This is a genomic window from Gallaecimonas xiamenensis 3-C-1, assembly GCF_000299915.1.
GTDB lineage: Bacteria > Pseudomonadota > Gammaproteobacteria > Enterobacterales > Gallaecimonadaceae > Gallaecimonas > Gallaecimonas xiamenensis.
The window spans coordinates 89,896-102,150 of record NZ_AMRI01000001.1 but is presented as its reverse complement, the minus strand read 5'-3'; the positions used below and the strand labels follow the sequence as shown (position 1 = coordinate 102,150).

Below are 12,255 nucleotides of genomic sequence, written 5' to 3'. Positions count from 1 at the left end.
AAGGCAAAGCGCCTTTAGCGGTTGGCCAGTACCCTTTCCACCGTGTCCACTATCGCCTGGGTCTGGGGGTCGATTTCGATATTGATGGCTGCCCCCAGGGTTTTCTGGCCAAGGGTAGTGCGGGCCAGGGTCTCGGGGATAAGGTTCACCTCAAAGCAGCCCTCTGCCACCTTGCCCACCGTCAGGGAAATGCCGTCAACACCTATGTAGCCCTTGGTCAGCACGTACTTGCGCCAGGGCTCAGGCAGGGCAAAGCGCAGGGTACGGTTGTCGGGGCTTTGAATAATGTCCACCAGCTCGGCGGTGCAGTGGATATGGCCGGACATGGCGTGGCCACCTATCTCGTCGCCGAAGCGGGCGGCCCGCTCCAGATTGACCCAGTCCCCCACCGCCAGGGCGCCCAGGTTGGTGACCTGGAGGGTCTCCTTGATAAGGTCAAAATGCACCTCTTGGCCGTCCACCTTGGTGACGGTCAGGCAGCAGCCGTTATGGGCCACCGAGGCCCCCAGTTCCAGTTGGCCAAGGAGTTCGGCAGGAAATCGCACCACGTGGGTGCGAAAGTCGGTCTTGTCGGTGACGGCCACCAGTTGGCCTGTGCCCTGAACTATGCCGGTAAACATCTAAGTACCTCTGTTGCGGCTGGTCGCCAGGCATTCATAGGCCTGGCGGATACGGATAAATTGCTGGCTGTCACCACCCTTGTCCGGGTGGTGGCGGGCGGCCAGGGCCCGAAAACGGCTCTTGATCATACGCCAGTCGGCGTCCGGCGCCAGCCCCAGTTGGCTAAGGGCGTCCTGCCGGGCCTGGGCCCGCTCTTCCCCGGCAAAGCGGCGCCAAAAGCCGTGCAGCAGGGTCTCGACGGCCTCGGCGTCGGTGTTGTCCAACTCTTGCCAGTCAAGGTAATAAGCGCCGAGGGGGTCATGGCTGGTAAGGCTTGCATCTGTGGGCTGGGCGCTTTGCAACTGGATATTGAGGGCCGAGATGGCCAGCCACCAGCCGTCTGCCGCCAGGCGCTGGCGCAGTTGGTAAAGGCCGTTCATCAACGCAAAGTGGCGGCGAAAGAGCCCCAGATCGCCGCCCTGATCCAAGGCCTGTAAAAAGGGATGGCCGGCCAGGGCCTGCAACAGGGCGTATTCGCTCAGGCCCTGGGGGTGCTCGGCCAGTTGCGCCAGGATGGCGCCGTTCAGGGGATTTTCCATGGGCCAAAGGTAACATGGGGATGACAGCCGTGGCATCATGGCAAAGCGTTGAATCAAAAGGCCGTCTCCATGCGTTTCCTGTTTTTTGGGCTCCTTGCCCTGCTCTGCCTTCCTCTTCAAGCCCAGTCTTGGCAAGAACGCCTGGCCCAACCGCCGGCCGGCAGCCAGGTGGCACTGTATGTCCAGCCCCTGGGCCAAGGCCAATTACAGGTGGCCCATAACGCCGACCTGCTGTTGCCCCCGGCCAGCACCCAAAAGCTCTTTACCGCCCTGGCCGCCGAGCTGGCCCTGGGGGACGACTTTCGCTTCGACACCGCCCTTGAGGGCCTTGGCCACCAGCAGGGCAACAGCTGGCAGGGAGACCTTCGCCTACGCTTTAGCGGCGCCCCGGATCTGGACAGACCCCAATTGGTATCGCTGCTCAGGGCCTTGAAGGACAAGGGCATTACCCGTATCCAAGGGGATCTGTTGTTGGATGGCAGCGCCTTTGGCGGTTACGAGCGGGGCCCGGGCTGGCCCTGGGACAACCTGGCGGTATGCTACAGCGCCCCGGCCTCCAGCCTGACCCTGGACCACAATTGTGTGGCGGCCAGCCTCAGCCTTGAAAACCAGGGCACCCGTTTTTATGTGCCGCCCCACCAGCCGGTGAGCGTGACCAGCAAGGTGGCGGCGGTCAGCCTCGAAGAGCAGCAGCGCCGCCAATGTGGCCTGATGGTGGACAGGGGCCCGGCCAACCACTACCACCTGCACGGCTGCGTCACCGACCAGCGCCGGCTCTGGCCCCTGAATTTCGCCGTCAACGATACCGGCGCCTATGTGCAAGGGGTGTTGGACCAGGAACTGGGCCGCCAGGGCCTGCGCCTTAGCGGCAAGATCCGCCGCCAGGACAGGGCCAAGGGCCAATGGCAGCCCCTGGCAGTACTGCACTCCAAACCTCTTGGCAAACTGCTGGCCCATATGCTGGCCGACTCCGACAACCTCTACGCCGACAATATCGCCAAGACCCTGGGCCGCCAAAGCGGCCTGGCCGGCACCTTCGCCCTGGGGGCCAGGGCCGTTCGAACCACCCTCAAGGACAAGGCCGGTATCACCCTGGCACCGGCCACCTTGGTGGACGGTTCAGGCCTGTCCCGGGACAACCTGGTCAGCGCCAGGGACCTTGGGGCGGTGCTGGCCTTTCTGGCCGCCCATACCGAGCTGGCCAGCTACCAGGGCCTGCCCCTGGCCGGCATCAGCGGCACCCTCAAGTACCGCCACAGCCTGACCAGCCCGCCCCTCAAGGGCAATGTCCAGGCCAAGAGCGGTACCCTCAACGGCAGCAGCAATCTGGCCGGTTACTTCACCGCCGCCTCAGGGCAGCGCTACCTCTTTGCACTGATGACTTTTGGCCTGGCACCGGGGTCGGACGAAGAGGCGGCCCAGCGGCAATTGACCGACTTTGAACGGGAACTGCTCAACGCCCTCTATCAGGCTGGCTGAGCCAAAGCACCATTGGTGGTATTGGGCTGACCTGGGTCCCACTGAGGCAGTACAATGCCGCCGACCTATCTTTCCCTTCTGGATGCCGTCTATGTTCAATGAAATGGGGCGTTTGTTACGTTTGTCTTCCCCCATACTGGTCGCCCAGCTTTCCCAAACCCTGATGGGCTTTGTCGACACCGTTATGGCCGGCCAGGTCAGCGCCACCGACATGGCCGCCGTGGCAGTGGGTGCCAGCCTGTGGTGGCCCATGGCCCTTTTTGTGCTGGGGATCTGCATGGCCCTGACCCCCATGGTGGCCAACCATCACGGCGCCAAGGACGACGGTCCCATCGCCGCCATAGTGCAGCAAGGGGCCTGGCTGGCCCTTGGCATCACAGTGCTTATCATCGCCCTGGCTCCCCTCACCCCCCTGGTGCTGGACAAGATGGCGGTTGAGCCGGGCATGGCCAAGAAAACTGAGCTGTACATCTACTTTATCTGCGCTGGCCTGCCGGCCTTTGCCCTGTACAACAGCCTGCGCAACTATGTAGAAGGCATGAGCCATACCATACCCACCATGGTCATCGGCTTTTGCGGCCTGTTGGTCAATATTCCGGCCAACTACATCTTTATCCATGGTCTGTACGGCATGCCCGAGCTGGGTGGCGCCGGCTGCGGCCTGGCCACGGCCCTGGTGATGTGGTTCATGTTCTTTGCGGCTTTGGCCTATACCCTGCTGTCCAAGCGCTATCGCCACATCGGCCTCTATCGCCAGCTGCACAAGCCGGACAAAGAAGTGATCCTGCACCTGGCCAAGATCGGTATTCCCATAGCCCTGGCCATTTTCTTCGAGGTGAGCTTGTTCGCCCTGGTCGCTTTGCTGATCTCCCCCTTGGGCAGCGTGGTGGTGGCCGGTCACCAGATCGCCATCAACTTCAGCTCCCTGATGTTCATGTTCCCCATGAGCCTGGCCATTGCCGTCACCATCAGGGTCGGCCATACCATGGGCGAAGGCCACCCGGAGCAGGCCAAGAAGGTCTGTTATGCCGGCTATACCCTGGGGCAGATCATCGCCGTCACCACCTGTTTGCTGACGGTGTTCTTCTCCGAGCGCATCATCACTATCTACTCCGACGACCTGGCGGTATTGGCCCTGGCGTCCCAGCTGATCCTGCTGGCCGCCATCTACCAACTGCCGGACGCCTTCCAGGTGGTGGCCGGCGGCGCCATCCGTGGCTATAAGGACACCAAGGCGCTGTTCCTCATTACCCTGGTGGCCTACTGGGGCATTGGCCTGCCCCTGGGTTATACCCTGGGCCTGACTGACCTTATCCGTCCGGCCATGGGGCCCCACGGCTTCTGGATCGGCTTTATCGCCGGCCTGACCAGCGCCGCCATCATGCTGGTGCTGCGGGTCAGGGTACTGCACAAACGCAGCGCCCAGGCGCAGATCCCCCTGGAAGTGGTGGCATGAAAAAGGGGGCCTGGTTGCTGGCGCTGGTGCTGACCGGCTGCAACCCGGCCCCTACGCCCCTGGCCAGCTATCCCCAAAGGCTGGCGGCAGTACTGGACACCCAGGCCCCGGCCCTCTCGCCGCCGCTCCTTGAAAAAGGCGGCGGCAGGGCCTGGGCCCTGGCGGTTCCCCAACTCACCATCAACCTGCGCCAGACCTTTGCCCTGCGCCACTGCAATCTCCTGGGTCTTATCGGCGAGCGCAACGCCCCCCTTGGCAAAACGGCACCGCCCTCCCAGCGGCTGCTCTATGAGCTGACCCTCTTGGAAGGCCTGAACGCCTGCCACCCCGAAGACTCGGACCTTCAGACCCTGGTCACAGACCTTGCGGCGCAAAAGACCCAGGCCCTGCCCCTGGTGCTTTGGCAGCTGCTGGCAGAGGACCAAGCCTTCAAAGCCAACTGGCACCACGACCGGCGCGGCCCCGGGGATTTTGCCGGTATTGCCGATGCCCAGAGCCTCTTTAGCGATCTGTACCGCCTGCGCCAGGGGCCGGACCCCAAAGGCCAGGCCCGGTTGGAAGCCAGCCTGGGCCGCTTTGCCAGTGCCAGGCCACTGGCCCGGGTCAACCAGGCCCTGAGCGACGCCCGCTACGCCCTGGACGCGGCCACCGCCCTTATCAATAACCAGGGGCCCAAGTTGCTGTGCGTCAACGGCAAGCCGGGACAGCAGGCGCGCCGGGTCAGGGACTTCTTCTTCAGCTACTACGGCAAGGAGGTCCAGCCTTATCTGGGCCGGCTGCAAAGTGCCGACAGGGCCTTGAAGGAAAGCCTCTGGCCATTGGTGGACGCCCTACCCCACCCGGACCTTGCCGCCATTGCGCTGCTGGCAAGCCCTGAACCCCAGAGTCTTAGCGGCCAGTTCAAGGCCGCCATCGACCGCCACACCAAGGCCTGGCAGGATTTTCTTGGCCGCTGCGGGCTGCGCCCCGGGCAATAAAAAACGCCACCCTAGGGTGGCGTTTTCATCAAGGCAACAGCCTATTTCTTGCCGCCCTTGCCTTTGCCTGGGTTGCCGCCATTACCGCCGGAGCCACTGCCGCAGGGATTGGCGCTGAGGTAGTCGTCCGCCGCCTTGGCCTGCACCAGGCCGTAGCCGAAGCTGTCGTCACGGCCGGCAACGCCCAAGTCTTCGGCGGTGGCGGTCAGGGCGCTGCGGATCTCGGCGGCAGAGCAGCTGTCATGATGGCTCCACACCAGGGCAGCCACACCGGCCACATGGGGGGTGGCCATGGAGGTGCCGTCATAGTAGGCATAGTTGCCCTGGCCTATGTCGACAGTGGCACTCTGGCCCAACTGCCCCAGCATCAGGGCGCCGTCGTCGGCAGTCACCCCAACCGAGGGAATGGCGGTCACCACCTCTCCCAGGGTGCCATTCAAGGCGCCTGGCTCGTTGTTGTAGATGATGGCACCCAGGCCGCCGCCGTTTTGGCAGGCCAGTACCTTGTCGGCAAAGCTGATGTTGCCCCGGGCGATCAGGCAGATCTTCTGGTCGGCATCACAGGTACTCTCCCCTGTGCCGCAGTCGGCCAGGGCGCCACTGGGGCTGCCAAGGGGCGAGCCTTCCATGCCGATAGCCTCAAAGTCGCTGCTGCCAACACTGGCACTGGCAACCAGGGCCGTGCCCATGGGCACAGTGGACAGCACGCTGACCCCGGGGGCCGACAGCTCCACCTGGCTGGTGCGCTGGGAGAAGTCGGCATGGGCCTTGTTCTGGTCGATGGCGGCCACCGATATCACCGAGTTGTAGGACGCCGGGTAGGAATGGCGGGTATTGCCGTCGTTACCGGCAGCAGCCACGCTCAGTACACCGTTGTTGTAGGCCTGGGTAAAGGCCTGGTCCTCGGTGCGGCTCTTGAGGGAGCCACCCAGGCTCATGTTGATGACGTTGGCGCCGTTCTCGACGCACTTGTTGAGGGCTCCCACCAATGACGAAGAGTAGGCCCAGCCGTTTTCGTCAAAGACCTTGACGATATGGAGTTTGAGGGTGCCATGGGGATTGACCCCCACTACCCCGACACTGTTGTCATAGGCGGCTATGGTGCCGGCCACGTGGGTGCCGTGGTGGTTGGTATCATCAAACCAGTCACCGGCGCCGGTGGGATCGCTGCTGCCGGTAACGCTATTGCTGCTCAAGTCTTCATGGCTGTTGTCGTAGCCCGAGTCGATGATACAGACGGTGCGGTTGGCGGCGAAGGCATCGGACACCAGGGGGGCCTGCACCATGGTGATGCCGTAAGGCACAGTCTGGGCCAGGGGATAGCGTTTAACGTCAGCTTCGACGAAGTCCACATTGGGGTTGTTCTGCAAGCCTTTGAGGGCCTGGGCCGGCAAGGCCATGGCCAGGGCGTTTTGGGCTTTGAGTTCCAGCTTAACCTGGCCTCCCAGCCCCTGGGCAGCGGCCTTGACCTGTGGCCCCTTACCCTCTTTGAAGGCAACGATATAGCGCTCGTCAGCCTGGGCGGTGCCGATCAAGGCCAGGGAAACGGCCGCAGCCAGCGGCGCTAGGTATTTGCTCTGCATGAAGTGGCTTCCTCGTTATGGTTATCAAGCCAGTCCCTCGGCATCCCCTCTTCCCTGTGCCAGCAGTATGGCACCACCAAAGCCAAACTTTTAGTTAACAATTAAGAAACAAACGCCGTATTTAAGGCTTTATGAGAGAGATCACAGGGGCCCTTTTGGCCCAGTCTGCATAAAAGCTCGCCAAACAAATGCTTGCCGTTGCTTTTGCACTTGCCCAGCCTAAAGAGCATCGCTATTATTGGCGTCCGTTCCAGCCGGTAGGTTGGCGATACACCCGTAGCTCAGTTGGTTAGAGCACTACCTTGACATGGTAGGGGTCGGTGGTTCGAGTCCACTCGGGTGTACCAAAATTCAGATTGCTTTACACCCGTAGCTCAGTTGGTTAGAGCACTACCTTGACATGGTAGGGGTCGGTGGTTCGAGTCCACTCGGGTGTACCAAATCGCAAAAGCCCGCTCCTTGAGCGGGCTTTTTGTTTTGCTCCCCTTACACTTCCCTTTTGTTAACAATCTGTTAGTGTCGTTGCAGTGCAAAAGGAGAACTGCAACGTGAAGACATTATTCAAGAGGCTGGGACTGACCCTGCTGCTGCTGATCCTGGCGGCCGGGGGCCTGGCCGCCCACGAGTGGTACGCCAAGAAACCCTTCTTTTTCCGCGCCTTCCTGGACCGGGAAGTGCTGAAGCTGGCCTTTGAAAGCCCCGAAACCCTCACCTCCCTTGGTTTCCTAGAAAACCTGGGCATCAAGGGCCACAACGCCGAGCTGGACGACGAGAGCCCGGCCAAGGCCGACCAACTGTTCGCCAAAGTCAGCCAGATCCGTGACGTCATCAACCAATACCCGGACAGCGACCTGAGCAGCGAAGACAAGCTGTCCAAGGACATCGCCCTGTACCTGCTGGACAGCGCCAAGGCCGCCGAGCCCTACCGCTACCACAACTACCCAGTCAACCAGCTGTTTGGGGCCCAGAGCAACTTTCCCAGCTTTATGGACGGTCAGCACAGGGTACAAAACGAGGAAGACGCCCAGTATTACCTGGCCCGTCTCAGGGCGGTTGATCGCAAGTTCGGCCAGGTTCTTGAAGGCCTTCAGCTACGTGAAGACAAGGGCATAATCCCGCCCCGTTTTGTTATCGAGCGGGTGCTGGACGAAATGCAGGCCTTTGTGGCCACCCCGGTCACCGACAACATCCTCTACCAGGCCCTGGCCCGCAAACTGGCCGACACAAAGGTGCCCACGGCCAGCCAGGACGCCCTGCTGACCGAGGCCGAAACCACCATCAGCGGCCAGGTATACCCGGCCTACCAGCACCTGATTGACTACTTTGCCAAGCTCAAGGACAAGGCCGGTACCGACGACGGCCTCTGGCATCTGCCGGACGGTGACAAGGCCTATGCCCAGGCCCTGCGGATCTACACCACCACCGACATGAGCGCCGACGAAATCCACCAGTTGGGGCTGTCGGAAGTGGCCCGCATCCAGGGTGAGATCCTGGCCATACTGGCCGCCGAAGGCCGTGACGTCAGCCAGGGCTTTACCGCCGCCATGGACCAGCTCAGCGCCGATCCGCGCTTCTACTACCCCGACACCGACGCTGGCCGCGCCCAGATCCTGGCCGACTACCAGACCATACTGGACGAAGTGAGCGCCGGCCTGGACCAGGCCTTTCGCATCAGGCCCAAGGCCGGCATGGAAGTGGTGCGCATTCCCCAGTTCAAGGAAAAGACCGCTCCCGGCGCCTACTATGAGCAGCCCTCCCTGGACGGCAGCCGCCCCGGCCGCTTCTATGCCAACCTGTTCGACATCAAGGCCACCCCGCGCTTTGGCATGCGTACCCTGGCCTACCACGAAGGCATTCCCGGCCACCATTTCCAGATTGCCCTGGCCATGGAACAGGACAGCATGCCCTTTTTCCGGCGTATGTCCCCTTTCACCGCCTACACCGAGGGCTGGGCCCTTTACGCCGAGTACCTGGCCTGGGAGCTGGGCTTTGAAAAGGACCCCTACGACAACATAGGGCGCCTGGTAGCCGAGCTGTTCCGGGCGGTGCGCCTGGTGGTGGACACCGGTATCCACCACAAGCACTGGACCCGCGAAGCGGCCATCGCCTATATGAAAGACAACACAGGCATGGCCGAGAGCGACGTGGTAGCGGAGATAGAGCGCTACATCGTCATGCCCGGCCAGGCCACCGCCTACAAGGTGGGGATGATGAAGATCCTGTCCCTGCGTGAAAAGGCCAAGGCCGCCCTGGGTGACAAGTTCGACCTGCGCGACTACCACGATCTGGTGCTGAAAAACGGCGCCGTGCCCCTGGACGTGCTGGAACAGCTGGTTGACCGCTACATCGCCGAGCACCAAGCCTAAACGGGAAAAAGGCCGGTATAACCGGCCTTTTTTCTGCCCTTTTGCTGGATCTTTAACCAGCCAGACCACCTCGCCTCAGCTTTCCTTCTGCCTTCGCCGCCCTATTGCGGTATAAAGCCCCCTCACAGTCAAAGGAAAAGGGCCAAGCCCTTCGCAAAAGGATTGCCATGTCGTTAAGGCACAACCCCGTTCGTTACCTCGAAATAGAGCCCGGCAACCTTGCCAGCCTCCAAGCCAGCCTCAGCCAGTTTCGTACTCTGCTGGATAACCACCAAGCCTTTGACAGCTACTACCTGGCAGTTCAGGAACGCCAGGACCGGGACGACTGGAGCCAAGCCCTGCCGCTGCTGGCCTGCTTTGACGAGTGGGAGATCCACTACAGCTTCGACATGCTGCTGTTTGCCGCCGCCCTGGCCCACCCTGAACTCAACGACGAGGTGGCGGCCACCGCCAGGGCCATGGTGGCCTATTGCCGCCGGGTCAACGACAGCGCCTACCTCTTTGCCGACGAAGACGGCGAGCAGCAATTCGCGGTGTTTGCCCTTTACCTGCTGGCCCGGCAGCTACCCCAATACAGCTACCTGCTGGGCCATGCCCTGGTACCCTACTGGGACACCAACCTGGACTACCCCAGCTGCATGCTGCTCTATCGCCTGGTGCAGGAAAGGGGCTGGACCCAGGACCTTATCAAGGCCTACCTCTGGTGTGACAACGACCGTTTTCGCCGCGCCATGTACGACGGAGGCGAAGAGCACCCAACGCCACTGCCGTCCCTGGCCAGCCACCTGACCCACCACCCCGAGGCCCTGGCCGCCTTCCAAAACAGCCTGGTCAGGCGGCTAAGGGCAGTGCCGCTGCTGGCTTTCAGTGACAGAGAAGAGTACACCGACTTCCCCTCCTTGCTGATGGCCTTCTTCTACGACCTCGACAGCTGGGGCGAACAAGGCTGGCGCAATTATGACAACGATGATCTGGTTGCCCGCCTCGATACCCAGCTGCTGTGCGGCCAGAGCCTGGCCCAGCACGGCAGCGCCCTTTTGCAACGGCTGCGCCAGGAAGGGCAAGGCCCCTGGGTCATCATCAGCGACAGCGATCGCCTCGACTGGCATTCCCAGCTTGCTGAAGAGGAGGACCAAGCGGCAACCCCAGACCGGAGCTGGGACTACCTGCGGGCCTTTTTCGCCAGTCTGCCCAGGGGCCAGGCACTGATAGACTATGTGGTGCGAGGGGGCGACAACCGCTTTCTTGGCCAGTACCCGCCTTTTGATTTTAGAAAGCTCAAACGCGCCCAGGCCCCGGATCTCTACGAGCACCTGCTGTTTTGGGTAGCCAATGACTCCCCGCAAGAGCTCTCTTGCGACATCATGGCCGGCAACATCGGCCTGGTGCTGATGGGGGCGGAACGGCTGTTGGCGACGGCCAAAGACCAGGACATCTACTGGCGGTTGCTGGATGTGTTTGACGCCCTGCTGGCCCACCCCCAGTGGCCGGCCAGCTTCTACCAGGACCTGGCCAAACAGTACGACATCGACCTCAGCCTTAGCCAAAGCCGCCACCGTTCGCTGCCAGCCCAGGACAAGCTGGCACAGGCGCTGCTGGCAGCAAGAGAAGGGCTTAACCTCAAGGCAATGCAGGCTATCGAGGCCAAGCTGGGCGGCCCCCTGCCCGCCCCTGAGCTTTGGCCGGACAGCCCCAAGGCCAGGGCCTTTGCCGCCTATCACCTGGCTAAGCACCAGGGCGAGGCTGCCCTGGTGGCTTATCTTGGCCAGCAGCTGGTAAAAGATTGGTGGGCAACCTTGAGCTCAGCAGCCCTTCCAAAGCCCTGCTGCCAGGCCCTTGAGCGCTACCTGCAAAGCGGCGAAGCCGTAGAGGAAACGGCGGCGGCCCTTGGCCAGGCTTTGGCAAAGGAGGCCCCTTACAGCCCCAGCCAGCCGGCCTATGAATGGCTGGAACAAGACGACCTCGAGCCGGTACTGGCCAGCCTCTTTTGGCAGCTGCTGGCCGCCACCCCGGCGGCCGAGGCCAAGCGGCTTTTTGCGCTGCTGCTGGCCTTGGCCCCGGTCTTTACCCTGAGCCGCTTTGTACGCCAGACCCAAAAGACCAACCCCAACGGCTGGTTTGCCGACGCCAGCCAGGCGCCGGACTGGTACCAGCCCCAGGACGACTTCAGCCCGTCCCAGGATGAAGAGGCCTGCTACGCCTTCCTGGCCCAGCTGTCGGTGCCGGCCCATCTGCTGGAACTGCTGGCAACCTTTGGCCATTACCAGCAGGCATTGCACCCTCGCAACCATGAGCCCTGCTATTGGCAAAAAGTGCTGGGCCGGCTCGATTATTACGGCCAGCACCCGGCGGCAGCCGAGGCTTGGCTTGGCCACCTGGCCCTGGCCGGCGAAGAGGTGCAGGCTTGGTTCCAGATGGCCTTGCACCTGCGCTGCGGCCAGCCCTTCCCCTGGCCGCTCTTTTGGACCCAGCTACGCCGCTTTGTGGACTTCAACCTGTTGCCCGGCCTCGGCGGCGAGACCCTGTTTGGCCAGCTGCAAGGCTACCTGCAAGGGCAGTTGCCCCTGGCCGACGCCCTGGCGGCCATCAAGGACCAGTGCCTGATGGAAGAACTGGCCCTGGGGCGCTACAACCCCCATCAGGTGCAGCTGAGCGACATGCTCTGGCTGCTACCCAAAGACACCGGCGACCGCTTGGCGCAGTTGTTCCTGGGGTTGGGGGTAGAGGGTTTTTGCCTCTTTGATAGCGACTGGCGCAGCTTGCTGTGGCTGCAACTGGGCTGCCTGGACTGGCGCCATTACCCCAGCAACAAGCGCTACGGCCGCTGGGAGGATAACCGCATCGAGTTGGACCGCTACGCCCTTGAGCAACTGGAGCGCCAGGGAGCGGCCCCCCAGCAGCTACTGGAACTGGCGCTCTTTCAGTTCGATGAGTTTGTCTGCCGCAGCGTGCTGCGCCGCCTGGATCCCAAGGCCGAGACCAGCTGGTTTACCGCCATGAACAGCGTCAGCAAGCAAAACCTGCTCAAGCTCATCGCCAAGGAGCCCCAAGGCCTGAAGATGCTGGCCCTGCTACGCCAGGACAGCGACCTTCGCATCCGCGAGAAGGCCTTGCCCCTAACCGTTAAATATCGGCATTTACTGAAATAAAGACAGATGCCGGTCCGGCGCTGCCCGGACCGGCATGGTCCCCCGC

At 62.4% G+C, this 12,255-nt stretch carries 8 protein-coding genes and 2 tRNA genes; 7 read left to right on the top strand and 3 right to left on the bottom strand.

The window, feature by feature from the left end:
* Nucleotides 1-14: 14 nt before the first annotated feature.
* Both B3C1_RS00505 and B3C1_RS00500 read right to left on the bottom strand, forming a co-directional pair.
* Nucleotides 15-620 carry a riboflavin synthase gene (locus B3C1_RS00505; RefSeq protein ID WP_008482174.1) on the bottom strand — a complete coding sequence of 202 codons (606 nt, stop codon included), beginning with the start codon at nt 618-620 and terminating at the stop codon, nt 15-17.
* Complete coding sequence (locus B3C1_RS00500; protein WP_008482173.1) at nt 621-1,199, bottom strand: DNA-J related domain-containing protein; 579 nt, start codon at nt 1,197-1,199, stop codon at nt 621-623.
* Nucleotides 1,200-1,268: 69 nt separating this feature from the next.
* Between B3C1_RS00500 and dacB the strand changes: the two genes are divergently transcribed.
* The 3 genes from dacB to B3C1_RS00485 all read left to right on the top strand — a co-directional run bounded on the left by dacB (nt 1,269) and on the right by B3C1_RS00485 (nt 5,111).
* Nucleotides 1,269-2,678, top strand: coding sequence for a D-alanyl-D-alanine carboxypeptidase/D-alanyl-D-alanine endopeptidase (gene dacB / locus B3C1_RS00495; RefSeq protein WP_008482172.1), 1,410 nt, complete (start codon nt 1,269-1,271; stop codon nt 2,676-2,678).
* Between the two features lie 82 nt (nt 2,679-2,760).
* On the top strand, nt 2,761-4,134 hold the full coding sequence (locus B3C1_RS00490) for an MATE family efflux transporter (protein ID WP_035480636.1): 1,374 nt from the start codon (nt 2,761-2,763) through the stop codon (nt 4,132-4,134).
* Entirely contained in the window at nt 4,131-5,111 is a 981-nt protein-coding gene (locus tag B3C1_RS00485) for a DUF3080 family protein (protein ID WP_008482170.1), read from the top strand. Before B3C1_RS00490 ends, B3C1_RS00485 begins: the two co-directional genes overlap by 4 nt.
* A 41-nt stretch (nt 5,112-5,152) precedes the next feature.
* On the opposite strand, the gene B3C1_RS00480 is transcribed toward B3C1_RS00485, so the two are convergent.
* Nucleotides 5,153-6,694: a S8 family serine peptidase gene (locus B3C1_RS00480; protein ID WP_008482168.1), complete on the bottom strand. Its 1,542-nt coding sequence runs from the start codon at nt 6,692-6,694 to the stop codon at nt 5,153-5,155.
* A 270-nt stretch (nt 6,695-6,964) separates the two neighbouring features.
* On the opposite strand from B3C1_RS00480, the gene B3C1_RS00475 reads away from it, so the two are divergent.
* The 4 genes from B3C1_RS00475 (at nt 6,965) to B3C1_RS00460 (ending at nt 12,209) form a co-directional block, all read left to right on the top strand.
* A tRNA-Val gene (locus B3C1_RS00475) sits at nt 6,965-7,041 on the top strand.
* A 16-nt stretch (nt 7,042-7,057) separates the two neighbouring features.
* Nucleotides 7,058-7,134, top strand: a tRNA-Val gene (locus tag B3C1_RS00470).
* Nucleotides 7,135-7,242: 108 nt separating this feature from the next.
* Nucleotides 7,243-9,060: a DUF885 domain-containing protein gene (locus tag B3C1_RS00465; RefSeq protein ID WP_008482166.1), complete on the top strand. Its 1,818-nt coding sequence runs from the start codon at nt 7,243-7,245 to the stop codon at nt 9,058-9,060.
* A gap of 167 nt (nt 9,061-9,227) precedes the next feature.
* Complete coding sequence (locus tag B3C1_RS00460; protein ID WP_008482165.1) at nt 9,228-12,209, top strand: hypothetical protein; 2,982 nt, start codon at nt 9,228-9,230, stop codon at nt 12,207-12,209.
* The last annotated feature ends 46 nt before the right edge of the window (nt 12,210-12,255 follow it).